Source organism: Apilactobacillus bombintestini (assembly GCF_003627035.1).
In the GTDB taxonomy this organism is placed as follows: domain Bacteria; phylum Bacillota; class Bacilli; order Lactobacillales; family Lactobacillaceae; genus Apilactobacillus; species Apilactobacillus bombintestini.
Window position 1 is genome coordinate 745,513 of sequence record NZ_CP032626.1, and the last position, 26,351, is coordinate 771,863.

Sequence of the window (26,351 nt, forward strand, 5' to 3'; positions counted from 1 at the left end):
CTTTATTTGTCTACATGAATTTTTAAATGTAATGGTTCAATTCCATTGTTTTTCCATTCTTGTTCTAGGTCATCAACTGATTTTTTGCAATCAATTATAACGATTCCGCAATCGCCACCGCCAGCACCAGATGTTTTTCCGGCACCATCGTATTGTGATGCAATATCACAAAGATTCTTTAATTTACTAGTTTCAATATCGATACCAGTAAATTGAGCAAGTTTATTTATAATTTCTCTATTTTTTTCGATTCCACTTTTTATGATGTTTAAATTATGATTTTGGAATCCTTTAATCATATTATGAATGCATTCTCTGCTTTCTAATAAAAAGTTTTTATATTTAGATTGATCAATATTATATTTAACATTTTTTAATAAATTAGAAGTAGAAGCAGGGGTTCCTGTCCATCCTATTAATAATCTTAAATTATCTGGTGGGGTAAGGGGTTTTATCATCAAATCAGGCCAATTATTAGACATTAAAAATAATAGGTCATCTTCATGCATTTTTACCCATTTCTTATCAAATGAACTAAAAGCAATCCATCCACCAAAACTACTTGATGCCACATCACCTAAGGATCCATTCCCTTGAACAGCAAGGTGAGATAAAGCAGATAGTTTAAATATTTCCATAGAATTTAATTTTAAATCATATAGAGCAGCAACTGCTTTTACAGTTGCGACAGTAACAGCTGCTGAAGAACCTAATCCATACTTTTTACCATTACCATTAGTCAAACTACCATCAATATTAATATCGAAATTCTTAGGAGCATTACCTGAAAGTAATGCGTATTTATCAGTCATCTTAATGGCAGAAATTACATAATTAAATGAACTATTATCATTACAAGTAGTAATAAATCCTTGATCATTTCTTTTCCAAACAATTTCATCGTCATTAAACTGTTTAGATTTAATAATTCCTAATTCTTTATCAGTTGCGCAAATATTTGCAGTAATATATTGATCTACAGCAACAATAATTGCTGGAATTCCATTTTCTACTACAGCATATTCTCCAGCTATATATAATTTTCCTGGCGCTTTCACTGAAATCATATATACGAGGTCCTTTCTAACTTACAAATACTTAATTTTCTCTCCTGGCCCAGATACCTTAATTTTATCTGATGCAAAATATTGTTCCAGTTTATTAACAATATTTTTGACGTTTTTATTTTGACAAATGATTTTAACATTAGGTCCAGCATCCATAGTGTAATAGCATTCGATACCATTATCTCTTAATGCTTTAACCATTTCTATAACCCTCAAACTATCTTCATTAAGGTATAGATATGATGGGTTAGAACTTAATGTTAGTGAATGCATTCTCATGGCATTTAATTCAGCAGTTTTTCCTAAAGTAGTAAAGTCATTGTCTTCAATGGCTTGTTTTACAACAGAAAAATCATGATTGGTTTGTTTTATCCAACTATCGTAGTAGGGTGAGGTTTCTACAGAAATTTTCATTCCTTTTCTACTACTAATCTTCTTAGGTGAACCATTAAGTATTATAGCAATCATTTTAATATCCATTTTTACAGGATCTTGAATGCTGTAGCCATATGATGAATCATCGTCATTTCCTTTATTCCAAGCAGCAAAACCACCGAATATAGATCTAGTAGCTGAACCTGAACCACGTCTAGCTAATTTAGATAATTCTTTATCATTTAAATTCAATCCAGCTGCTTTACTTGCAGCAGCCGCTAATGCAGCATAGGCGGAAGCAGATGAAGCTAAACCAGCAGAAGTAGGAACATGATTAGTTGATTGAACTTGTGCAAATTCTGAAATGTTTGCTTTTTTTCTAACTACATTCATAAAATCAACTAATCTATCGTCATTTACTGAATGATTATTAATAGTAAATTCATCTTCATGCAAATCACCGTTAAAAACAACACTAGTATCAGTGTAAAATTCGTCTAATGTTAAAGATAAACTGCTGTTTTTAGGTATAATAAGGCTTTCGTTTTCTTTACCCCAATACTTAACTAGTGCAATGTTTGTATGCGCTCTAGCGGTAATTTTTTTACCATGATTAATCATTTTTTCCTCCTGTACTCTTAAAAGGTTGAATCCAAGTTTCTAGTGCACCAGCTTTGGTTAATGCGCTAACAATTGCTTCAGCATCAGTTAAGTTTTTAGCTAGGGCAATTACACATCCTCCAAGGCCACTACCAGTTAACTTAGTACCTAATGAACCATTTTTATTAGCAATTTCAACCAATTCATCAATTTTAGAATTACTTACTCGTAGATTCTTTAGTTCTTTCTGGTTTTCTGACATTAAATATCCTAATTCTTCAGGATTGTTATTTTCAATATCTTGTCTTGCTTTAGTTACTAGTTGACCAATATGTTTAATAGACTTTTTAGTTGCAGATTTATTATTTGCTAATTGTTGCTTTACATAGTTAATAGCAATATCAGTTCTACCTTTAATACCTGAATCAGCTATTACCAATACAGCATCCAAGTTAAAATCTATTTCATGTAAAACTTTATTACGTATAAACCATACTGGGTTGTCTGATCCAGCAGTGGCTGTATCAAGTCCTGATGGATTTCCATGAGTGATAGTTTCTTCAATATTACTTAATTTTAACAATACAGGCTTAGTTAAAGTGACGTTAAAGAAATTATATAAAGCTTTAACGATAGCAACTGAAGTGGCAGCTGATGATCCCATTCCACGTTCAGAAGGTATGCTACTTTCGATAGTCATTTCAAAAGACGCATCTTCTTTAGACAATTTTTCCAAAATACTATCGATTAAGTTTTTAATTCCTAATAAGTCATTTGGTAATCCATTTATATTCCCAATATAATATTTACTATTAATATAAATGCCTGATTCTCTTTCCTTAATAGTTACATTTAAGTCAATTTTTGAGATTGGTAGGGCAATAGCTGGTTGACCATAAACCACACTATGTTCTCCCATTAAAATTATTTTGGCATGACTATGCCCTATAGCTACATTTGTCAATATTATCGCTCACTTTCTCTTGATTTTAATATTATCATAAATTCACTATAATAAAAATATCTCTTGTATTATTAATACTGTTTATAAAATTAATAGATATGAGAAACCAAAATGTAGTATGATAAGGGTAAGTATTTTCTAAGAAGATTGGTGGATATAATTATGAGCAATACCGTCTTTTCAGTAGTTGATATTGAAACTACTGGAAGTAGTCAATCAAATGGAAATAATCGTATTATTCAGTTTAGTTGTACATTTGTGCAAAATAATAAAATAATTGGTTCATTTAATTCATTTATTAATCCAGAAATGGACATTCCAAATGAAATTACTAAATTGACAGGTATTTCTAATAAAACAGTGGAGGACTCTCCAACTTTTTCAGAAGTAGCTGATCAAATTTATAATTTATTAAAGAATACAGTTTTTGTTGCACATAATGTTAATTTCGATTTTCCATTTATTAACTTAGAACTAGAACGTTCTAATCATAAACTTTTAACTAATAAAGCGATTGATACTGTTACGCTTAGTCAACTTTTGTTGCCAACAGAATCCAGTTATAAATTAACTGATTTAAGTAAAAGCTTGAATATAATTCATAAGCATCCCCACTCATCTAGCAGTGATGCTCTAGCCACTGCCAAGATTTTAATTATCCTACTACATCAACTAGAAAATTTGCCTAAAGCCACCGTTAAACAAATATTAGATATTAATCCATCATTACCTATGAATACCATAGATATGTTCAAACGTGCATTTAATCTCAAAAAAGACGTTGATAATCCTAAAATAAAGAATATTCGAGGACTACAAGTAAGAAAGATTAAATACCGTCAAGATGAACCCATAGAGATGCCTAAATATCCTAATAATAAGCGGAAAAAGCAAAAAATGTTTAGTGGTATAGTAGATTTTACTTTAACTGAAAATAAGTTAATGAATTCCATTTATGGAAATTATCACAGTAAAAAAGTCAGCAATAAATTATTGATAGAAGAAAATGATGAATTTAATTATGACTTTGGGTATTTATTCCCATTAAGTTATCTATTGAAGTCTAATCAAAAGATAATAATAGCCGCTGATGAAGACTATAATGGTGATTCATCTATAATCACACAAATTAATAAATTAAATAAAATTAATAATACCAAATTAAAATGCATTGTATTGCATTCTATATCTGACTACATTGATTTAGATAAATTTGCTAATACCTTAAAAGTACAAAGTTCATCTAAAAATACTCAATTTTTAAAATGTAAAATTTTAGTTTGGCTTACTTTCACTAAAACAGGGGATATTAACGAATTAAGACTTAAAAAAGATAATAATCAAAATTACTTCTTAAATGTAGTAAGTGACGAACAAAATCATGGATACTATATTAAACGACTATCTAATGATTTTAATACTGCAAACATTGTATTAGTGTCACACAATTATTTATTAACCCATGCTAAAGAATTAAGCACTAATAATTCATTCTTAGTAATTAAGGATTCTCGTCAATTAGCTAAACACGCATTAAATTATCACCGCGTTAATTTTAGTTTGAGCGAGAACCGTATTGTAGTTAACCATATCGTTAACATGTTATATCAAACTCATAATAGAAATATTTATGATATATTCCAGCATTCTAAAGCTAAAAAAGCATTAGTTAAGAAACTAGAAAATATAATAAATAAATCTAGTGATCAAATTGAAAACATAAAAGACGGCTTAGTTAACAATTTTTATGCTAAAAAGAATTTAATTAAAGTAGCTAACGGCTATACATTAAATATAGACGATCAACGGTTTGCTAAATTTATTAATAGTAAATCATCATTATTTAAGTCATTGGGCAGAAATCAACAAACCTGTTTAGACTTAATCGATAGTTTAAAACGTAAAATGAATCACTTTAGTGGAGAGGATAAAGGTATATTGTACGCATTCTTTGATAAAATCAATGAATATATGACCTTTATAGAAAGTAATATTTTACGGATTAATAGTTTAGTAAAACATAAGGATCCAACCGTTTTTGCATTATTCTTAAATGAAGATAAAGATATACAAAATGCAATGTTTAAGGGTGGTATGATTCGAAATAAGAATATATTGTCTAATGATATATACAGTGTCTTTAATAAGATAATCTTTTTAGATTCTTCCGTATATTCATCTAAGAGATCACAATTTTTCTATGACCAATTAGAATTGAAACGTAAGAATACTAGAATGATTAAATTTGAAGATGAAACCAATTTAAATGATAAATTTAAGTTAATCTTAGACGAATCATTACAAATTCCTATGCCTATAGAAAAATTAATGCAATATAATTCCGGTAATGTGTTTATATTAGCTGAATCACAATCTAGAATTAATGAGATATCTCGTAAGTTAAAAGATTCTTCAGTTAACGAAAATACCGTTATTTTAAGCCAGGAACTTAACCGAAATAATAGTAAAGTGGTCAAAAAATTCATTTCATCTAGAAATAACATCGTGATAGGTGATAATGAGTTATTAGAAGAACTTAAAGAAAAACATAAATTTATAAATATTTTAATAATTGATTCACTATCTATAAACGAATTTGATAATATTTATTTACAAGCTGAATATGATTTAATTAATAAAGAATATGGAAATCCTAACGATGGATTATCCATTCCTTTAGGTATCATAAACATTAAGGAAGCTATTAAAAATATAATTTCATTATCTAACGGAAAAGGGATTATATATCTACGAGATAAAGAAATAGTAGATGGACCTTATGGCAATAACTTATTTGAGTTGATTCCAAATCATATTAAGCCAACTTCTATGAATAAAAGAGAAATTATTGATACATTTAAAAAATTATAGTGAGGTGAAATCATGATTTTAAATTTCTTTAAAAAAATTAACTATAAAAAAGTAGTTAAATGGGTAATAATTTTGGCCATAATATTATTCGTAATATTTATAGGGTTATTATTATGGGCACGTCAGCCTATATCTAATGCTAAACATCAAGCTATTTCTTTAGCAGAACGTAAAGTAGGCATTAAAAAAGTGGATCATTTCTATATGTCTGATCTTAACCGTACTTATTACACCATTAAGGGTTCCGATAAAAACAATAACAAGGTTTATGCCATTATTGAAAAGAAAACAGGAAACATTGTAGTGCAAAGCACCAAAAGTGCTATTAGCGCCGAACAAGCAGAACAAATAACTAACCAAAAATATAAGATTAGTAAATTGATAGGTGTAGCACCAACCATTTATAATGGAAAAGCTGCCTGGTCAGTTAGTTACTTTGGATCACAAAATGAATTAAATTACGCCATAGTTGATTTTAAGACTGGAAAAATTGTTCGTTTTATTGCTAATATTTAAAATTAGGAGAGGATATAATGGATAAATTTGCAAAGACGTTACTTCAAACTGGTCAAACCTCTATACCTAATTATTTGCTAAAAAATTACCCTAAAATAGGCATGTCTAGTAATCAATTGATTATTTACCTACAAATCAAAAGAAACATGGATATGGGTAATTATTTCCCAGATATCAATGAAATAACAGAAAGCACAGGTTTTTCACAGAATAAAGCATACCAAGTATTGCATGAATTAATTCAAAAGAAATTAATGCGAATAAAAACATTAAATGATAGAAACGGTCAATCATTTGATGTTTATGATTTCTCACTAATGTATGATAAGTTGTCAGAATTATCTCATCAAAGTGACAATTCTGATTATGAAATTAACGTTAAGCCTAATAGTAAAGACACTATGACTGAATCAGATAGAAAAGGGGTATTTAACCAAATTGAATCTGAATTTGGTAGACCACTTTCTCCTATTGAAATTGAAACTATTAATCAGTGGCTAGAAGAAGATAATTACAAGCCTAAGATGATTGAATTAGCTTTGCGTGAATCAGTACTAAATCAAGTATATAGTCTAAAATACATTGATAGAATTTTGATTAATTGGGAAAAAGCCAATATTAAAACTCCAGCGGATGTTGAAAGAAACCGCCGTAATCGTGAAGATAAATTTAAACCATCTGGTCAACAGAATAATTCTTCAAATAATAGTCCTAAGACTGATATTCCATTATTTAAAATTGATAAATAAAAAAGAGCGATTAACTTAAAAAGTTAATCGCTCTTTTAGTTTAATCAGTGACTGGATGATGATGAAGATTGTTGACTACTGCTGCTAGAACTACTTTGACTAGAGCTACTGCTTTGTGAACTGCTTTTATCATCTGGGTTGTTTCCAGATCCAGATGATGACTTGCTAGCATCGTCTTTATCTTTCTTTGAATCCTTGTCTTGATTTTCTTTATTATTGTTAGTGTCTGTCTTCTTTTGGTTATTGTTATTATTCAATATGCTGCTTAATGAAGCACCTTTGAAGCCAGTGGTTTTATCAGGTTGAATATCTGAATGACCATCCTTGTAGTATTCATTCAATCCATTAGCCTTAACCATAGTTACATTACTTGGTTTTGTCCAATCATCATGAGATACATTTTGTGATAGATATTGCATTTCATACTTGTATATTCGTTGGGCAATTTCTGTTTGTTGAGCAGTGATATAATTTCCAGTTTCATATGGGTGATCATAACCAGTCCAAACAGATAGTGAATAATTTGGAGTATATCCAGTAAACCATGAATCCATTGCGGCATAAGCAGGTAAGTAACCTTTATATACACCGTCAGGATATTGAGTAGTACCTGTCTTACCAGCTTGAGGAAGGCCAGGTATATGAGCAGCAGTACCAGAACCATCTGGCATGTCTACAACACCTTTTAGCATTGATGTCATCATGAATGCTGTAGCAGGGCTCATAGCTCTTTGACCATCAGATGAGAAATCATGAGATACGCCATCTGGAGTATCAATTCTGCTAATTAAGTATGGTTTATGGTAAACACCTTGGTTAGCAAATGCTGAATATGCAGCTGCTTCTTGTTCAGTAGAAATGTATAAACCAATACCATTTTGCAATGATAATTGATTACTAAAGTTCATACCTAATGAACTTAAGAAGTTTGTAGCTTGATTAATTCCAACATTTTGAAGAGTTCTGATAGCTGGAATATTTCTAGATTCAACTAATGCTTTATGCATTGAAATAGTTCCTTGATAACGGTTATCGAAATCTCTTAATGATACGTTAGTTCCGGCATAAGTATATGGAGTATCGTGAACTTGTTGATAAGTAGGGTAGTTTAGATATTCAATAGCTGGACCATAATCCATTAATGGCTTAGAAGTAGAACCACTTGATCTATCAGTTTGAACCGCACGGTTTAAACCAAATTGAACATCGGTTTTACGGCTACCAATCATAGCATTAACAGCACCAGTCTTTGGATCAACTAATGTAGCACCAACTTGCATACTGCTGTTTGGGAATCCAACAGAAGGGTCGTTGTTAGCTAGACTGTATAATTTCTTTTGAGCAGATAAATCTAAGTTAGTGTATACCTTTAGACCAGATTGAGTGTTGTAACCCTTAGATTTCAATTCTTGAATAACTTGTTTTAGATAAGAATCTACATATTTTTCTTTTACAGAATTTAAACTGTTATCCTTATGACTCTTCTTTAATCCAGTAGTAATGCTTGTATTAATTGCATCATTGGCTTGACTTTGTGAAATAACTCCTGCCTTAACCATTGATCTTAATACTTCATCACGACGTTGCTTAGCAAACTTAGGATATACATATGGATTATAGTAACTTGGTGATTGTGGCATACCGGCTAGCATAGCTGTTTGTGCCAATGAAATTTCATTTAATGGTTTTCCAAAGTAGTATTCGGAAGCTGTTTGCATCCCATATACATTGTTACCCATGTAAACCTTATTTATATAGAATTCTAGGATTTGTTGCTTAGAATAGGTTCTTTCAACCTTTAAAGCTAACCAAGCTTCTTGAGCTTTACGTTTCATAGTTCTATCAGAAGCTGCAGTAGAGAATACTGACAACTTAACTAATTGTTGAGTTAGTGTAGAACCACCTTGTAAGTTCAATGAACCTGAAGTTACGTTAGAAAGGGAAGCACCCATAATTCTAATTGGATCAACACCATGATGTTTGTAAAATCTACGATCTTCAATTGATACAACCGCTGCCTTTAACTGGTTGGGAATATCATTAGATTTCACATAATCACGATCTTGAATTCCTAAACGTGAAATAACGTGATTAGAATTATCATAAATCTTAGTAGAGTTATCACTTGCTAAAGATTGATATGAAATTTCAGGAGCGTTAGAAGCATATATACTAAATACTATTGCTCCCAAAATTATAAATAATGAAATAAGTCCAAAGCCACCCAAGATTACATTTTTAATAATCTTAGCTGCGCTTCTTGACTTATACTTTTTCTGATTTCTTTGGACACGACTGTCCTGATTTGGATTATTCTGAGACATTTTTATTCTCCTTTGCGGTCTAAATTAATTTATCCACAGCATCTAAATAAGGTATAAGTGGATTTAATGAATAATCAATTTTGTATCCAAGTTTCTCAATTATATCCTTTTTTATAGACTTTCTGCCACCTTTAAATTGATTATCCCAATAGTAAAATAAATCAGAAGCCTTTAATAGGAACAATTCATCGGTAGATACGAATTTTATCATAGCGAAACATATGCCACCATTTTTCTCACAAACACGCATATGCTCAACCTGATGCTTATGAAAGTTAGCTAATGGAAAGGAAGTTTTATTTTTGGTTTCTTTGGCATCAAAATCAATGTATTTTCCTTTGTAGACACCATTATAGTCTGTAGTGGAAGCTCGTCTAAAATAAGCTTCTTTTATAACGGCAGCGCTTCTTCTAGGATAATCTACTTTTACTATCTGTATTGGAGTAGGTTTCTTATGAATCACTGCCGTACCTTGACTTAAATAGTACTCGTTACTTTCATTTAACTCATCTTCTAAAGTCATTCCACGTCCACCATGTAATACTGGCTTTATGTATTTGTTTTTAGAAGGTTGATTAGTGTGTCTAGTGTTTCCGTTAAACCGTTTCCCATTTGGATAACGAATAGCCATTTAAACCACCTTTCAAAATAATATATTATTGTCATAAGTATATTAATGATATTATACCATTAGTGATAAAAAGTTAATAATAAGGAGAGATATTATTATGTCCAGACTTTGGGTGACTGGTTATAGAAGTTATGAGTTAGGTATTTTTAAAAAAGATGATCCCAAAGAAATCGTGATAAAGAATGTAATTAAAACTAACTTAGAACAATCTATTATCGATGGTTGTGACTGGATTATAACTGGTGGTCAATTGGGAGTGGAACAATGGACCATTGATGTAGCAAACAGTTTAAAAGAAGATTTTCCTGATGAATTTCAAACATCTATGATGCTTCCTTTTAAAGAATTTGGTAATCAATGGAATGAAGATAATCAATTGAATCTGTCAAAAAGAAAATCTTCCGTAGATTTTACTGCTAGTGTATCTAATGAACCTTATAAATCTCCAATGCAGTTAAGGGCATATCAAGAATTTATGTTAACCCATACTGATAAGGCTTTATTAATATATGATGCTGATAATCCTGGAAAAACCAAGTATGATTATGAAAGAATTAAGCTATACGCAGAAAATCATGACTATGAATATAGGTTAATTGATTTTGATGAATTACAAGAAGCAGCTAACGAATATCAAAATAATTTAGATAATTTTCAAGAATGATTTGAATTTATATAAATTTCTGTTAAAATAATATTTGTTCGTGATTATTTATGATTTGAGGTGTGAATGATGAACAATATTCAATTTACCCCTAAAGACATCTTAGAAAAAGCATTTACGCAAAAGATGAGAGGGTACGATCCAAGTGAAGTTGATACTTTCTTGGATGGAATTATTAAAGACTATCAAGAATTTGAAGATAACATTAGTAGATTATCTAATGAAAACAGTCAATTAAAGATGGAAATTAAGAGACTAAAGAGCCAAGGCGTTCAACCTAGTTCTGATGAACCATCTATTCGTCCATCCGGATATTTCAACGATGATAATACTGAGTCCTCAAATCACGAATCTTTTAGTGGTAACTCTTCCAACAATGATGTTGAAAATGAACTACTAAAACGAGTTTCCAATTTGGAACAACGTGTATTTGGTACTACTGAGGGTCCAAGCAGCGTTGATAGATATTAATAAACTGTTATAAACGGTGTATATTTTGAGTAATCGCGGCCAGCTTATGTTGGCTGAGGAAAGTCCACTCTCGCACAAGCTGCGATGCTTGTAGTGTTCGTGCTCGGTGAAAAAATAAGCCGGGGGACTACCTTATGGTAGTTATGGCGGAGAAACGAGCTAAGGTTTTACTATGCTTTAATACTCCTGAAAGTGCCACAGTAACGATACATTATCGGAAACGGTAATGGTGGAACGCGGTAAACCCCGCGAGCGGGAAACCCAAACTTTGGTAGGGGAGCTTCACACACGGAAATTGAACCAAGTGTGGGGGAGAAATTTTATTTCTCAGATAGATGATTACTACTTTCTTGTTAAGGCCTGACTTAATCAGAAAGCACAAAACATGGCTTACAGGAATGTACACCATTCAGGCAAGGGTGGAAGTTTTCTTCCTCCCTTTTTTTATATTCTTAAAAAGGATGAATTAAATGAAAAAATTTAAATTAATGGCAACTTGTGCTGCTGGTATAGAAGCACTTGTCGGAAAAGAATTAAGAGATTTAGGCTATGAAGTACAGGTTCAAAACGGACGTGTTATCTTCTATGGAACTATAAAAGATATTATTAATACTAATTTATGGTTACGTACCGCCGATAGAGTTGAAATAATTGTAGGTGAATTCACTGCAAAAACATTTGAAGAATTATTCCAAAATGTAAAAAGTTTGCCTTGGGACGAATTACTTCCTATGGATGCACAATTTCCTATGAAAGGTAGATCTCATAATTCTGTCTTACACAGTGTTCCTGATGTTCAAGCTATTGCTAAAAAAGCGGTAGTAAATAAACTAAATGAAACTTACCACAGAAGAACCCGTCTACCTGAAACCGGACAACTATATCAATTAGAAACTAGAATAAACAAAAATAAAGTTATGGTTACACTAGATACTACTGGTGAAAGTTTATTTAAACGTGGTTATCGTGTAGCTAAAGGTCCTGCTCCTATTAAGGAAAATATGGCTGCTGCATTAATTTTATTAACTAATTGGTATCCTGATATGCCATTTCTAGATCCTATGTGTGGTTCAGGAACTATTCCAATTGAAGCTGCATTAATTGCTAGAAATATTGCTCCTGGTTTCAATCGTGACTTTGCATGTGAAAAATGGGACTGGTTAGATAAGAAGATTTCTGAAGAAGTAAGAAATGAAGCTGATGAAAAGGCTGATTATGATAAAGAAGTAGACATTATGGCTTCTGATGTTGATGGTAATATGATTGATATTGCTAAAGTTAATGCTCAAGAAGTAGGCCTACTACATGATATTAAATTCAAGCAATTATCAGTTCTAGACTTTAAGACTGATAAAATTAACGGAGTTGTAGTTTCTAATCCTCCTTATGGTGAACGTTTGGATGATAAGGCAACCGTTAGAAAATTATACAAGGGCCTAGGTAAAGTATTTAAACCTATGACTAGTTGGTCAAAGTACTTTTTAACTAGTGACTTAGAGTTTGAAAAATTCTATGGTCAATCAGCAACTAAAACCAGAAAATTATATAACGGTTATTTAAGAACCGATTACTTCCAATTCTGGGGAAGAAAGATTAGAAAATAAAGGATGTCAAATTTGACTAAAAAAATAGCTATTATTGGTGGTGGAATCATCGGTTCCACAGCGGCATATTACTTAAGTCAAGATTCCGATGCTGAAAACATTGAAGTAACCATGTTTGATGATGGAAATGGACAAGCTACTAAAGCTGCTGCTGGTATCATTTCACCATGGTTATCAAAACGTAGAAATAAAAAATGGTATAACTTAGCACAAGATGGTGCAACATTGTTAAAACAAATTGCAATGGATACAAATATGCCTGAAGATATTTACAATCAATGTGGTACTATCATCACCAGAGATAATCCCGATAAATTACAAGAGTTATATGATTTAGCTTTAAAGCGTACATCTCAAACAGAAACTATTGGTGATGTGATCAAATTAACTCCAAATGAAGTGAAGGAATATATTCCTATTCTGGATCATTCTTTACCTGGTGTTTATGTGTCAGGTGGGGCAAGATTAGATGGTGCCAAATATACCAACCACTTAAAAAATATTGCTAAAAAGATTAACTTATCTATTATTAATGATTACGCTAAGTTAAATGATGATGGCAATATCCTTGTTAATGATAAATCATATCAATTTGATAAGATTATTTTGGCTACAGGAGCATGGACTAAAAAGGTCTTAGAATCTTTACCTTTAACTGTTGATACTAGAGCACAAAAGGGTCAATTAATCGAATTGGCAATCAATCAAGTAGCTAATTCAGACCAAAACATGCCTGTATTAATGCCTGAAGGTGAATCAGATTTCATCCCCGTAGGCAAATCCAGATTAATTATCGGAGCTAGTCATGAAGATGATAAAGGCTTTGATTTATCAATTGACGATGACATAACAGACAGTTTACTAAATAGTGCCAAATCACTAGTAAATAACATTAGTGTAGATAATCTAATTCGAGTAAAAACTGGGACTAGAGGTTATACTAATGACTATGGCCCATTCTTTGGTGTAGTTCCTGGATACAAAAATATCCTAGTCGGTGGTGGACTAGGATCTTCAGGATTAACTACAGGACCATTAGTTGGAAAGATTTTAGCTAATTTGAGTCTAAATCATAATGTATCCAACTTAGAAGAATATAGAAAACCAATTGTTAACTATATAAAACTAAATAATAATTAATAAAATTTATGAAGGCCTTGAATCGCAAGATTATGAGCGCCTTCATTTTTTGTATCAGAAATCCAATTATTCATAACCAATTGAAACTTTTGTTGTTCATTCATAATTAAATCAACATATTCTTGATAATGCTTGGCATATTGCTTTTGTAAACTATCATAAACAATCTTGCTATCAGTGTAATACAAAACTATATCATCTTTAGTAGCAAACTTAGATAGTATACGAAAGCCTTGTAGACATGCTTCAAATTCTGCATGATGATTATCCAATGATTCTAATTTAATTTTATGTTGATATTGCTCTTTGTCATGAACAATTAAAATTCCACAAGAACTTTTACCAGATTTGTTCATTGTGGCCGCATCAGTGTATAATTTAAACATAATATAAATTCTCCAAAGGAAGGTTTTTCTTAATGATAACTCAAAAAAGAACTTTTTTATACCAACCGGAACCACTATATAGTGTAATTACATGGAGTTGGACTTTTGCTTTACTATTTTTAGCCATTATTTTTTGGCTGGAAGTCACTGTTATTCAATGGATTACTATTTTCTTCTTTTTAGTTTTTCTATTATTTGCTATTTTCCAAATAATCTTTAGAAAAATAACCATTGAAAACGATGAATTAACCATTAGTAAAGTTATGAATCCTAACTGGATCAAAGTAAACATCAATGAAATTAAGTCTGTTAATTTTACTAAGCATCGTGCTACCATAGTAATTAATAACAAAACTTATCAATTACTATTACCTGCTAATTCCATCATCGAATTAGACAACATTCTTAACCATCAATAGGGAGACGATAACTATATGAAAACAGATATTGAAATATCACAATCAGCTCAATTACAAAATATAAATGAAATAGCAGCCCAACTAGGCATTAACGAAGACCAATTAGAACCTTATGGAAAATACAAAGCCAAAATAAACCTTCCTTTTTCTGGTGAAAAAAACGGAAAACTAATCCTAGTTACTTCTATTAATCCTACTGCTGCCGGTGAAGGAAAAACTACCTTGACTATCGGACTGGGCGACGCATTTAAGCGCATTAACAAATCATGTGCTATTGCATTAAGAGAACCTTCCTTAGGACCTGTAATGGGTATCAAGGGTGGAGCAACTGGTGGTGGATACGCACAAGTTGCACCAATGGAAGATATTAATTTATTCTTCACTGGTGACTTTCCAGCTATCACTGAAGCACATGACACATTATCTGCTCTTATCGATAACCACATTCATCATGGAAATGAACTTAATATTGATCCTCGTACTGTTACTTGGAAACGAGTAGTTGATATTAATGACCGTGAATTAAGACATGTTATTGTTGGTTTAGGTGGCCGTACTTCAGGAGTTCCTCGTGAAGATGGTTTTGATATCACTGTAGCTAGTGAAATTATGGCTATTTTATGTCTAAGTAATAATTTAGACGACTTAAAACAACGTTTAAGCAAAATCATAATTGGTTATAACTATGATAGAGAACCAGTTACTGTAGGAGATTTGAAAGTTACTGGTGCTCTTGCATTACTATTGAAAGACGCTATTAAACCTAACTTAGTTCAAACCCTAGAACATACTCCTGCATTTGTTCATGGTGGACCATTTGCTAATATTGCCCATGGATGCAACAGTATTTTAGCTACTAAAGCAGCTATAAACTATTCTGATTATGCAATAACTGAAGCAGGATTTGGTGCTGATTTAGGAGGAGAAAAGTTCTTAGACATTACTTCTAAAGCACTAGGCAAACGTCCTGATGCAATTGTAGTGGTAGCCACTGTTAGAGCGCTTAAATTAAATGGTGGAGTTGCTAAGGATAATTTAGATGAAGAAAATGTAGAAGCGCTACTAAAAGGTGCACCTAACTTGGGCCGTCATATTAAAAATATGAAACAATATGGCAAACCAGTAGTAGTTGCTATTAACAAATTCACTAGTGACACTGAAGAAGAAATTAATGCATTAACTGATTTCATTTCTGAACAAGGCGTGAAGTCATACACTACCACTGTTTGGGAAAATGGTGGAGCCGGTGCTACAGAATTAGCTAATGAATTGGTAAAAGCATGTGATAATGATGATCCATTCATCCCTCTATACAATGATGAAGATGATTTCATGGTTAAGTTAAATTCAGTAGTTAAGAAAATCTATGGTGGTAAAGATGTAGTATTAAGTTCTAAAGCTAAGAAACAATTAACTGAACTTAAGAAACGAGGTTGGGATAAATTACCAATCTGTATCGCAAAAACACAATATTCATTTACAGATGATGCAAAACAACTAGGAGCTCCTAAGGACTTCACTATTAATGTACGTGAATTACAACCTAAATTAGGGGCAGGATTCATCGTAGTATTAACTGGAAAGGTATTAACTATGCCTGGTTTACCAACTCATCCAGCAGCATTAGATATGGATATTCAAAACGACGGTACTATAACCGGGTTATTTTAGGAGAATAAAAAATGCCAATTATTTATATAATTTTTAGCATCCTAGTATTAGTAGGTTGCGACCAAGCTATAAAAATTTGGATATCAAGTAATGTATCTTTGGAATCTAGTCATGAACTCATCCCTGGTATTCTTTCTATTACTAACTTACGTAATGACGGAGCTGCCTGGAGCATTCTTGCGGGTCAACAATGGCTATTTTCAATAATAACTATTATAGCTATTATTGCGGTGGTTTATTTTATGATTCAATCCAAAGGAAAAAAACTATACCTAGTTAGCATGACTATATTATTGGGTGGTATTATTGGTAACTTTATCAATCGTCTATTAGACGGATATGTAGTAGATATGTTTCAAACTGATTTTATCAATTTCCCAGTATTTAATTTTGCTGATATGTGCATTACATTTGGTATTATCCTATTATTTATTGCAATATTTAAAGATGGTGATTTAAATTAAAGATACAAAAACTTTTAAAGTAACAGATAAAAGTCAAGGTAAACGACTTGATAAAGTAGTTTCGGACTATATTAGTGATTTAAGTCGTTCTAGAGTAAAAGATTTAATTGAACAACACTTAATAACTGTTAACGGCGAAAACAAGAAACCTAAATATTCAACCAAAACAGATGATGAGATAGTTGTTCAAATTCCAGAACCTGAAACTATTGATCTTTGTCCCGAAAATATTGATTTAGATATCGTATACGAAGATGATGATGTAATTGTGGTTAACAAACCACAAGGAATGGTAGTTCATCCATCTCCTGGTCATCCTAATCATACCTTGGTTAATGCGCTACTTTATCACTGTCCATTGTCTAATATAAACGGAACCTATCGTCCAGGTATTGTTCATAGAATTGATAAAGATACCTCTGGTTTATTGATGGTTGCTAAAAACAACATGGCACATGAATCATTATCCAAACAATTAAAAGCTAAATCTAACATTAGAGAGTATGTAGCGTTAGTACACGGTAATATTAAAGAAAACACTGGTACTATTAATGCTCCTATTGGTAGATCTAAAAAGGATAGAAAAAAGCAGGCAGTAATTGAAGACGGAAAACATGCTGTAACTCATTTTAAAGTTCTTGAAAGATATGGAGAATATACATTGGTTTCATGTGTATTGGAAACAGGTAGAACACATCAAATTCGAGTACACATGAAATACATTGGACACCCTCTAGCAGGTGATCCATTATATGGTCCTAAGAAGACTATTCATGGAAATGGTCAATTCTTACATGCTAAAAAATTAGGATTTATACATCCTAGAACTAAAGAGCAGTTGGTATTTGAAAGACCAGTTCCAGAAATTTTCCAAGAAACAATTCAAAAGTTAAGAAACAAAGCAAATATTCATTAGGAGGATTTTACATGTCCAAAGTAGTAGTTGACAAAATGGCAATGCAAAGAGCTTTAACTAGAATTACTTATGAAATTATTGAAAAAAATAAGGGTGTAAATAATCTAGTTTTAGTAGGAATTAAAACAAGGGGTTTCTACCTTGCTAAAAGAATTGCCAATCGTCTAGAAAAACTTGAAAACAAAAACGTTCCGGTAGTAGGAATCGATGTTACTAAATACCGTGATGACATAACTCATACTCAAGATGAACCTGATGTAGTAACTGACCAAAACATTTCACTTATGAATAAAAATGTCATTTTAATAGATGATGTTTTATATACTGGTAGAACCATTAATGCGGCATTATCAGCATTAACTGAATTAGGTCGTCCTAACAATACACGTTTAGCTGTATTAGTAGATCGTGGACACCGTGAATTACCTATTAGAGCTGACTTTGTGGGTAAGAATATTCCTACATCTAAACAAGAAGACATTCGAGTTCAAGTAAACGAAATTGACGAACAAGATTCTGTTGAAATTGAAGAAAAGTAACTCTTAAATAACTATTTAAGGAGAGTTGTTATGACAACACGATATTTAATATTAGAAGATGGAACTTCATATAAAGGAAAAAGTTTTGGTGCTGAATCAACCACAACTGGTGAAATTATTGTAAATTCCAATATGTTAGGCTATCAAGAAGTCATAACAAATCAAATTTACCATAATCAAATTATTGTATTTACACAACCATCTATAGGTAATACTGGTATTAACCATAAAAGCTTTGAAGCTATTGTCACCAATGCCAAAGGGGTAGTAGTTAAAGAGTTTTCCAATATTTCTACTAATAGATTGGGTAATCTAAACTTAGATTTATTTTTGAAGCAACATAACATCCCAGGTATATATGGAATTGATACACGTGAATTAACTCGTCGCTTAAATCGTAATAAATCAATGAAAGCAAGTATCGTGGATGTAGATGATGAACATGCTTTTGATCAATTACATGCAACTGTACTAACTAACCAACAAGTAAAACAAGTTTCTACTAAAGCACCATTTCCAAATACTGGTGACGGATACAACATTGTTTTAATCGATTTCGGCTTAAAATATGGGATATTACGTAAGTTAGCTGACTTAGACTGTAATGTCATTGTTATGCCTTGGGATACTACTAGTCAGTCTATTTTTGACCTAGATCCTGATGGAGTTGTGTTATCTACAGGACCTGGTTCACCAAGAGATTTACCAGAATCAGTGTTAGAAATGATTCGCGACGTACAAAAAGAAATTCCTATGTTCTCTATGGGATTAGGCCACGAATTATTTGCTTTAGCTAACGGAGCTAATGTTTACAAACTACCAGTAGAACATCATGGTAGTAATCATCCAATTAGACAAATAATAACTAACCAAATCATTTATGCATCCCAAAGTGAAGGTTATGCGGTAGATCCTAAATCTATTATCCATGACCAATTATTAATTACCTATGTAGATGTAGTAAATGGAACTGTTCAAGGAATTCGTCACCGTGATTATCCGGCATTTTCTGTTCAATTTTCACCAGACGGTGGACCTGGACCACAAGAATCAGCGGATTTATTTGAAGAATTCTTAGAAAACGTTAGCTCGCAAAGGAGATAACTAAATGATAGATGAAAGTATTAAGAAGGTACTAATTCTGGGTAGTGGACCGTCTAAAATTGGTAGCGAAACCGAATTAGATGCTGCAGCATTCCAGATGATGATTGCTTTAAAGAAACATAATATTAGAGTAATGGTTATGGATAACAATCCATTTTCCTTAACTATGTCTGAATCACAAGGCAATGATGTTTTTATTAAAGAAATCAATGTAAAGAACGTACTAGAAATTATCAAAGAAGTTAAACCAGATGCTATTATTCCAATTATTGGTGGTTTGAGAGCTATTCATGTTACTCAAGAACTACAAAATCAGGGAATTTTATCGGAATTAAATATTCGTGTTTTAGGAATATCTAAGGAATCCTTAAATGTCTTGAATAATCCGGATCGTATGAAGAGTACTTTAAACCATGTTAATGAACCATCCGTACCTTCCAAAATTATCAAAACAGAATCTGAAGCTTTCGAAGTGGTTAGAGAAATTGGGTTCCCAGTTATTGTTAAACAAATTAATCAACGCAATCGTGAAGGTACCGAAAGATATATTTGTAATAATGCCGAAGACTTATCAGATTGTTTAGAAAACAACTTCTTACAAGATGATGGCGTATGCGTTATAGAAAAAAGTATCGTAGGTTACAAACAAGTTGAAATGGTGGGAGTAAGAGACCAAACTAACACCAAAATTTTAATTAGTGGATTGGAAAATATCGATGCTGTAGGGGTCCATTCAGGGGATTCTATGGTAATTACACCTGTCCAAACACTAAACGATATTGAATACCAAAAACTAAGAACTGCAACTTTTAAAATAATGGATGCTTTAAATGTGGTGGGAGTATGTCATATACAATTTGCTTTAGATACTACTAGCGAAAATAATTATTATGTTACTAAAATAACTCCACTTATTGGTGGAAGTTCTGCTTTAGCAGCACGTTCTACTGGTTATCCAATAGTTTATGTATGTACTAATTTATTATTAGGTAATTCATTCTCAGAAATTAAATTAAACCATAAGTATCACCACTTAACTCCTATTATTGAACCTACATTGGACCATATAGTAGTAAAAATGCCAGTATGGCCATTTGATAATATTCCAGAAGCAGATCAACATTTAAATACTAAAATGAAGTCTGTCGGCTCTACTATAGGTGTTGGTAGAACTGTGGAAGAAGCTTTATTAAAGGCATTAAGAAGTTCACAATTTTCACCTCGTGATGTTCTTCCAAGTATGCATGAGATTAGTTCTGATGAATTGATCAGTCAGTTGATTCATCCAAAATCCAATCGTCTTTTAGTGCTAATAGAAGCTCTTCGTAGAGGTTACGAAATTGATGAACTAGAAGAATTATCCAAAATTAATAAATTTTATTTCTATAAACTAAAAGCTTTACTAGAAGTAGAAGAATTAATTATTAATCATCCTATGGAACTACACACTATTGAAACTGCACATAATTATGGGTTTGGAGATAGTATGATGGCCGAAACCTGGAATCAACCTATTGAAAAGGTCCGTAAGTTATTCCATGACCAAAATGAATATCCTACTTATAAAGCAATTGAACCATCTGCCGGAGAATTTGATCAAGGCATTAAATCCTTCTATAGCAGTTATGAAAAAGAAAACGAATCCACGAAGGAATCCGATAAAACTGCGTTAGTAATTGGTAGAGGTGGTAATAAATTAGGGCCAAATACCGCAGCAGATTTTTATACTGCAGAAATGCTAATTCAATTGCATAAAATTGGATATAGAACCATTGTAATGAATAATAATCCTAACGCCTTATCATTAAGTCCACAAATTAGTGATAAGCAGTACATTGAACCTATTCAATTAGGTGCAATTTTAAACATTATTGAATTAGAAAAACCAGTAAGAGTATTTATACCTGGTAATCGTCATTTCTTATTGAAACAATTAAAGAAATACACTAATTTGAATGTACAAGTTTTACCACCTGATCAAGAAACTGGAGTAATTTTGCCTAAAGATGTTACTTATGCATTAAACTTTTTTGTTACTAAAACTGACAGTTACTTCATAGGTACTGAAAAGCTTATAAGCAATAATAAGAGCAATTTAGATTATGTTACTACCTATGAGGCTCCATACATTCTAGATAAAGAATCACTGGAAAATAACATTAAATTATCTCAATCTCATATTAAAAAGTCCAACTGGATTGGATTGGTACAAATACTATTTAATAAGAAGAAAAATGGCCAATCAGAATATGTAGGAATACGTCCATTAAGATTGACTGAAACTGTATTTATCAGTCAGGCTACTGGTATCAACTGGATAAAGGAATTAGTTAAATTCTACACTAACAAGCTTGATATCAATAAATTAATTGATTCGATCAATTATGCACCTACCACTCAAACTACTATGCAAGCTACATTCCCATTTAAGCAATTAAATGTCGATATAGACCATGCTAATAGTTCTCAAGAAGTGGGAGCAAAAGTTAAATTTAAGCCTATTAAAATTGAATAATAAGAATAAAAGGATTTTTTGCTACATTGTAGTGAAGAATCCTTTTTATATGTGCTTTAATAATTATTAAAATAATAGGGCGGACATGGGGGATTTTTTATTTTGCTTAATTTTTTCATCAAAATACATAGCAAAATATGCTTGATTGAGGCTCAAATTAATCAAAAAAGTTATTTTAGTTATTTTTTAAATCGCTTAAACCCTTATCATATAAGCATTGAAAGGCAATTTTTACTGTTTTAAGGCGCTGTATAAAAACACGTTCGTTATTTATGTGAATGATTATACGTTTAAGAACTCTCACAAACGCATTAAATCTTATTAATTATTGTGATAAAAATAAAAAATGGATGGTTGAGAGATTTTTAATTTATCAATCATCCATTAAAATGTTTTAAAAATTATTTGTTAGTTTTCGTACAAATACGTTTATTTCTAAAATCAATAGCAAAAATGAAAATTAAAACAATCATAATAATATTTTTATAATTATTATTAACAAAGAAAAACATTATTGCGAAGATTAGTAACAATAATCCGCAAAATTTTTGTATTAACATATGATTCATTCAGTCCAATAATAAAATTTTTAGTTATGTAATTACTCATAGCAATTATCACAATTTAGAATGTATTAAATTTAGAATGTATTATATGAAATCAAAATAGATTTTTTATACCTAGATGAAAAGATTAGTAATCCATTTATTTTTAATTACTTTGGTAAAAAATTAGGAATAATTTTTTATATTTACAAAAACTAAGTATCAAACATTTCTTTAAATAACAAAATTAAAGATTTAGTTGTTACTGGATCAACAGATTTAAAATTATCATCGTCAATCATTCATCATATTCACCGAAACTATCTACTTCGTATAATATATATTATGTAAAGTAGATATTTTTAAAAGTACTGCAAACACTTCTAGCATTTTGCACTGCTCCCTATTTAATATTTATAAAATAAAAAAGTGTCCGTTTTGATAACAGACACTTCATTTATAATTAATGATTTAATTCATTTATGATATCTTGTTCAAATTTACGTGGATTCTTTAATGGAGAATATCTTTTTACAAATTCACCATAACGATTAATTAAGAATTTTGTGTAATTAAATTTAATTCTTCCTTTACCAGATGCATCTTTTAAATAAGTAAATAATGGTAATTCATCTTTACCATTTACTTTAGCTTGTTGAGCCATTGGAAATGTTACTCCATAATGCAATTGGCAATATTCGCTAGTTTTTTCATTAGATTTAAGTTCCATATGGAATTGATTAGATGGCACTCCAATGATCACTAAACCATCATTTTGGTATTTTTCGAATAAGTATTGTAAATCTTTCATTTGACCAGCTAAGCCACACTTACTTGCGGTATTAACAATTAAAATTACTCGGTTTTTAAGCTTGCTAAAATCGATTGTTTGTCCATTCATTTCGGTTAATTTAAAATCATATATACTACTCATATAATCACTCCTGTAAATAAAAAGATTATGATTAATTAATCACAATCTTGAATTATTATATTAAATTATTTCCATTTATCATGAATCAATCTTTGCATAACTGGATTTCCCAATATAAAAATCAAAATTACAATTTGAATTGGTGTACCAACTATTTGTTTAATTATTCTAGATGCTATAATCAGCTTCCAATCAAAGTGTAGAAATATTGTTAACCACAATGTATTTAGCAAAGTATTAACTAATACTGCGATCACTAGCTGCGAGATAATAACTCTCACCAAACTAAATTTCTCATTTTTATACAAGAACATTCCATATATAAACGCTCCCAAAATTGCAGACAGCGTAAAACCTGGAATATACATAGTACCAGTAGTAAAGGTAATTATTAAATCAGTTATACCAGCAATTAATCCAGCAAGTAAAGGTCCATACATGGCACCAAGTACTGCTGTTGCTACAAAACCAAAAGTAAATACCATCGTAGGTGTATGTATGCCTATCCTACTTAATACATAACTCATAGCCATTAAGATAGCAATCGTTGTTGCATCACTTATCTTGATTTTTGGCCATTTAAATATTTTTGATACATCCATTCAGACATCTCCCCATGGAGCTGCCACTAAATAATTTATAAATGTTGATAATATTATAAAGATCTTGTGGCGAATGCGGACAATATATCGCAACCGTAGTTTTCGTCAAACGTTCACATTCCGTTCCGTTTGCACTTTACGCATAAAGTCCTACTCCCAAACTTTTTGTTACAAGTTAATACTATCATTTTTATATTTACAACACAATTATATTACCGGAGTACTTATTTAAATTGTCTCATTTGTTCAACTAAATGGACTTGATTTACAACAAATTCATGAGTACGACAAATATAGTCATGTTCCCTACCTAATTTTGCGATGTATCCGTTGATGTAATCTACTTCTGTATCTCTACCCTTAGAGAAATCTTGATACATTGAAGGATAATGATATTTTAATGTATGACAAGTATCAATTACTGATTGTACTTGTTCATCTCTAGTTTCATCCATATAAATACCAGCTCGTTCACAAGCGTCAAATGATTCATTAAATAATTGTCGTGCCATTTCTGGGGCTTTTGGATATTGAATAAATTGTCCCATTTGCACTTCAAACATTGTACATAATGTATTAACCACAGCATTAAAGACAACCTTAGTCATACACATATTAACCCAATTATTTGATACAACAGGCCCCAACTTAGCAGCTTTTAAATCATCGAAAAGTGCTTTAACTGTTTCATCGGGCTTTTTATTATTGTATGGTGCTAAATGCATAACTTCACTATTCACTGGACCCATAAAATCTACATCTCCAGGTCCATTTAAAACAGTAGCAATCATTGCAGTTCCACAAACGATTTTATCTTTGTCGAAGTATTTTTCAATCACTTCAAAATGCCCCATTCCATTCATTGCAGAAAAGACATATTGATCATCATGAAAAATTCCAGCTTCACTATCGCGTTTCATCTCTTCTTTAAGTTGCATTTGCTTTTTAAAGATAATCCAAACATCAGGATGTCCTTTATATTCTTCCGGATAAAAGATATTAATTGGCACTAAATGCTTGTTTTCATGATCACGTGATACGTAAACTCCACCTTGCTCTCTAACCTTTTCAATATTTGGTTTCCAAGTTTCGATAAAATCTACTTGTACACCTGCATTTTCTTGCAATAAGATACCATATCTGTACCCCATTGCTCCAGCTCCAATAATTCCGTATTTCATAAACAACACCCCGTATCTTTATAAATTGATATTGAGTATAAAACTAATTATTAGAAAATGCAATAGTTTTCTAATCTAATTTTAATAATAAAAAAGAAGGCCAGTATAAACTAGTCTTCTTTTTCTGTATCAATCATCCAACCAAGTGCTAAAGCCTTGTTACCAAGATGTGTTCCAATAACCGGACCAAAATAACTTTCTTCTATGTTCATGTCAGGATACATTTGTTGAATGCTTTCCTTCCAATTATGTCCCGCTTCTGGATCATTAGCATTAATAATAATAGCCTTTAATGGATAATCAGCATTATTTACTGCATCTTTGAATAATGATTCAGCTCGTTTTAAAGCTTTCTTTCTGGAACGAACTTTTTCAAAAGCTACAATTTCATTACTGTCATTATCAAAAGTTAGTAAAGGTTTGATTTTTAATAAACTTCCTAGAAAAGCTGATGCATTAGATAATCTTCCACCACGTACCAAGTTTTGCAAATCATCTACTACAAAGACTTCATCAATGGTTTTTCTAATTTCATCTAATTTACTAATGATTTCATCTACATTATCAGTTTTCTTAGCTAATTTAGCAGCTTCAATTACTAAGTTACCCATTAACTTAACAGTAATCTTAGAATTATATGGAATAACTTTAATATTTTCGATAGTTGGAGCTAATGCAACCAATGAATTATAGAATCCTGAAATAGTACTTGCTAAATGAATACTAATAACAGCGTCATAACCATCTTCTGCCAATGAATTATATAAATTAATCATTTGTCCCATTGGTGGTTGAGATGTACTAGGAAATGATTGTGAATTCTTCAATTTTTCATAGAATTCATCTGTAGAAATGTTGACGCCTTCTTCATAACTTTTTCCGTCAATCATGACAGGCATATGTACAATATGAATTCCGTACTTTTCTTGTTCTTCTTTTGATAAATAAGAAGTACTATCTGTAACGATTGCTATTTTCATTATTTTCACCCTTTTTGTTCTAAATAAAACAAATATTATAATTAAAATTATAACATTAATATACATTATTAGTATAGGAACTATAATATTTTTGCTAAATACCTACTGCATCAGTTATA

The 26,351-nt window shown here is 31.3% G+C and carries 24 protein-coding genes, 1 other RNA gene and 1 riboswitch; of the genes, 15 read left to right on the forward strand and 10 right to left on the reverse strand.

What is annotated here, in order from left to right; all coding sequences use genetic code 11:
• Nucleotides 1–2: 2 nt before the first annotated feature.
• The 3 genes from D7I45_RS03690 to mvk are packed head-to-tail and all read right to left on the reverse strand — an operon-like array spanning nucleotide 3 to nucleotide 3,006.
• Nucleotides 3–1,067 (reverse strand): phosphomevalonate kinase, encoded by a 1,065-nt coding sequence (locus D7I45_RS03690; RefSeq protein WP_120784407.1) that lies wholly within the window; start codon nucleotides 1,065–1,067, stop codon nucleotides 3–5.
• 21 nt (nucleotides 1,068–1,088) lie between these two features.
• Nucleotides 1,089–2,063 (reverse strand): diphosphomevalonate decarboxylase, encoded by a 975-nt coding sequence (gene mvaD, locus D7I45_RS03695; protein WP_120784408.1) that lies wholly within the window; start codon nucleotides 2,061–2,063, stop codon nucleotides 1,089–1,091.
• Nucleotides 2,056–3,006 carry a mevalonate kinase gene (gene mvk / locus D7I45_RS03700; RefSeq protein WP_120784409.1) on the reverse strand — a complete coding sequence of 317 codons (951 nt, stop codon included), beginning with the start codon at nucleotides 3,004–3,006 and terminating at the stop codon, nucleotides 2,056–2,058. The genes mvaD and mvk overlap by 8 nt, the downstream gene beginning before the upstream one ends.
• A gap of 162 nt (nucleotides 3,007–3,168) precedes the next feature.
• On the opposite strand from mvk, the gene D7I45_RS03705 reads away from it, so the two are divergent.
• From D7I45_RS03705 to D7I45_RS03715, 3 genes are read left to right on the forward strand one after another with little or no spacing between them, the layout of a single operon-like run.
• Nucleotides 3,169–5,877, forward strand: coding sequence for an exonuclease domain-containing protein (locus tag D7I45_RS03705; RefSeq protein WP_120784410.1), 2,709 nt, complete (start codon nucleotides 3,169–3,171; stop codon nucleotides 5,875–5,877).
• A gap of 12 nt (nucleotides 5,878–5,889) precedes the next feature.
• The gene (locus tag D7I45_RS03710) at nucleotides 5,890–6,393 is read left to right on the forward strand and encodes a cell wall elongation regulator TseB-like domain-containing protein (RefSeq protein ID WP_120784411.1); all 504 of its coding nucleotides are present in this window, start codon (nucleotides 5,890–5,892) and stop codon (nucleotides 6,391–6,393) included.
• 17 nt (nucleotides 6,394–6,410) lie between these two features.
• The gene (locus tag D7I45_RS03715; RefSeq protein ID WP_120784412.1) at nucleotides 6,411–7,142 is read left to right on the forward strand and encodes a DnaD domain protein; all 732 of its coding nucleotides are present in this window, start codon (nucleotides 6,411–6,413) and stop codon (nucleotides 7,140–7,142) included.
• Between the two features lie 44 nt (nucleotides 7,143–7,186).
• On the opposite strand, the gene D7I45_RS03720 is transcribed toward D7I45_RS03715, so the two are convergent.
• A complete protein-coding gene (locus D7I45_RS03720; protein WP_120784413.1) occupies nucleotides 7,187–9,466 on the reverse strand; it encodes a PBP1A family penicillin-binding protein in 2,280 nt (759 codons plus the stop codon).
• Nucleotides 9,467–9,485: 19 nt separating this feature from the next.
• Nucleotides 9,486–10,097 (reverse strand): Holliday junction resolvase RecU, encoded by a 612-nt coding sequence (recU, locus tag D7I45_RS03725; protein WP_120784414.1) that lies wholly within the window; start codon nucleotides 10,095–10,097, stop codon nucleotides 9,486–9,488.
• 97 nt (nucleotides 10,098–10,194) lie between these two features.
• On the opposite strand from recU, the gene D7I45_RS03730 reads away from it, so the two are divergent.
• The 5 genes from D7I45_RS03730 to D7I45_RS03750 all read left to right on the forward strand — a co-directional run bounded on the left by D7I45_RS03730 (nucleotide 10,195) and on the right by D7I45_RS03750 (nucleotide 13,976).
• Nucleotides 10,195–10,761: an SLOG family protein gene (locus D7I45_RS03730; protein WP_120784415.1), complete on the forward strand. Its 567-nt coding sequence runs from the start codon at nucleotides 10,195–10,197 to the stop codon at nucleotides 10,759–10,761.
• 69 nt (nucleotides 10,762–10,830) lie between these two features.
• Nucleotides 10,831–11,232, forward strand: a complete 402-nt coding sequence (gene gpsB / locus D7I45_RS03735; protein ID WP_120784416.1) for a cell division regulator GpsB — start codon at nucleotides 10,831–10,833, stop codon at nucleotides 11,230–11,232.
• Between the two features lie 21 nt (nucleotides 11,233–11,253).
• An RNA gene (gene rnpB / locus D7I45_RS03740) (RNase P RNA component class B) lies at nucleotides 11,254–11,630 on the forward strand.
• Between the two features lie 72 nt (nucleotides 11,631–11,702).
• A complete protein-coding gene (locus D7I45_RS03745) occupies nucleotides 11,703–12,836 on the forward strand; it encodes a THUMP domain-containing class I SAM-dependent RNA methyltransferase (protein WP_120784417.1) in 1,134 nt (377 codons plus the stop codon).
• A 12-nt stretch (nucleotides 12,837–12,848) separates the two neighbouring features.
• Complete coding sequence (locus D7I45_RS03750) at nucleotides 12,849–13,976, forward strand: NAD(P)/FAD-dependent oxidoreductase (RefSeq protein WP_120784418.1); 1,128 nt, start codon at nucleotides 12,849–12,851, stop codon at nucleotides 13,974–13,976.
• Here D7I45_RS03750 and D7I45_RS03755 read toward each other — a convergent pair.
• The gene (locus D7I45_RS03755) at nucleotides 13,973–14,362 is read right to left on the reverse strand and encodes a ribonuclease HI family protein (protein WP_120784419.1); all 390 of its coding nucleotides are present in this window, start codon (nucleotides 14,360–14,362) and stop codon (nucleotides 13,973–13,975) included. The two genes, D7I45_RS03750 and D7I45_RS03755, sit on opposite strands and share 4 nt — an antisense overlap.
• A 32-nt stretch (nucleotides 14,363–14,394) precedes the next feature.
• On the opposite strand from D7I45_RS03755, the gene D7I45_RS03760 reads away from it, so the two are divergent.
• The 7 genes from D7I45_RS03760 to D7I45_RS03790 are packed head-to-tail and all read left to right on the forward strand — an operon-like array spanning nucleotide 14,395 to nucleotide 21,990.
• Nucleotides 14,395–14,781, forward strand: a complete 387-nt coding sequence (locus tag D7I45_RS03760) for an EbsA family protein (RefSeq protein ID WP_120784420.1) — start codon at nucleotides 14,395–14,397, stop codon at nucleotides 14,779–14,781.
• A gap of 15 nt (nucleotides 14,782–14,796) precedes the next feature.
• On the forward strand, nucleotides 14,797–16,452 hold the full coding sequence (locus D7I45_RS03765; RefSeq protein WP_120784421.1) for a formate--tetrahydrofolate ligase: 1,656 nt from the start codon (nucleotides 14,797–14,799) through the stop codon (nucleotides 16,450–16,452).
• A gap of 11 nt (nucleotides 16,453–16,463) precedes the next feature.
• Nucleotides 16,464–16,916, forward strand: coding sequence for a signal peptidase II (lspA, locus tag D7I45_RS03770; protein ID WP_120784422.1), 453 nt, complete (start codon nucleotides 16,464–16,466; stop codon nucleotides 16,914–16,916).
• The gene (locus D7I45_RS03775) at nucleotides 16,912–17,832 is read left to right on the forward strand and encodes an RluA family pseudouridine synthase (protein ID WP_120784423.1); all 921 of its coding nucleotides are present in this window, start codon (nucleotides 16,912–16,914) and stop codon (nucleotides 17,830–17,832) included. The genes lspA and D7I45_RS03775 overlap by 5 nt, the downstream gene beginning before the upstream one ends.
• 11 nt (nucleotides 17,833–17,843) lie before the next feature.
• A complete protein-coding gene (gene pyrR / locus D7I45_RS03780; protein ID WP_120784424.1) occupies nucleotides 17,844–18,371 on the forward strand; it encodes a bifunctional pyr operon transcriptional regulator/uracil phosphoribosyltransferase PyrR in 528 nt (175 codons plus the stop codon).
• A gap of 30 nt (nucleotides 18,372–18,401) precedes the next feature.
• Nucleotides 18,402–19,475: a carbamoyl phosphate synthase small subunit gene (locus tag D7I45_RS03785; protein ID WP_120784425.1), complete on the forward strand. Its 1,074-nt coding sequence runs from the start codon at nucleotides 18,402–18,404 to the stop codon at nucleotides 19,473–19,475.
• 4 nt (nucleotides 19,476–19,479) lie between these two features.
• Nucleotides 19,480–21,990, forward strand: a complete 2,511-nt coding sequence (locus D7I45_RS03790; protein ID WP_242446883.1) for a carbamoyl phosphate synthase preATP-grasp domain-containing protein — start codon at nucleotides 19,480–19,482, stop codon at nucleotides 21,988–21,990.
• Nucleotides 21,991–22,998: 1,008 nt separating this feature from the next.
• On the opposite strand, the gene D7I45_RS03795 is transcribed toward D7I45_RS03790, so the two are convergent.
• From D7I45_RS03795 to D7I45_RS03810, 4 genes are all read right to left on the reverse strand, one after another.
• Complete coding sequence (locus D7I45_RS03795) at nucleotides 22,999–23,469, reverse strand: glutathione peroxidase (protein ID WP_120784426.1); 471 nt, start codon at nucleotides 23,467–23,469, stop codon at nucleotides 22,999–23,001.
• Between the two features lie 65 nt (nucleotides 23,470–23,534).
• The gene (locus D7I45_RS03800) at nucleotides 23,535–24,071 is read right to left on the reverse strand and encodes a folate family ECF transporter S component (RefSeq protein WP_120784427.1); all 537 of its coding nucleotides are present in this window, start codon (nucleotides 24,069–24,071) and stop codon (nucleotides 23,535–23,537) included.
• 65 nt (nucleotides 24,072–24,136) lie between these two features.
• Nucleotides 24,137–24,231: riboswitch (THF riboswitch) on the reverse strand.
• A 64-nt stretch (nucleotides 24,232–24,295) separates the two neighbouring features.
• Entirely contained in the window at nucleotides 24,296–25,252 is a 957-nt protein-coding gene (locus D7I45_RS03805; RefSeq protein WP_120784428.1) for a ketopantoate reductase family protein, read from the reverse strand.
• 110 nt (nucleotides 25,253–25,362) lie between these two features.
• Nucleotides 25,363–26,232 (reverse strand): DegV family protein, encoded by an 870-nt coding sequence (locus D7I45_RS03810; protein WP_120784429.1) that lies wholly within the window; start codon nucleotides 26,230–26,232, stop codon nucleotides 25,363–25,365.
• Nucleotides 26,233–26,351 lie beyond the last annotated feature (119 nt).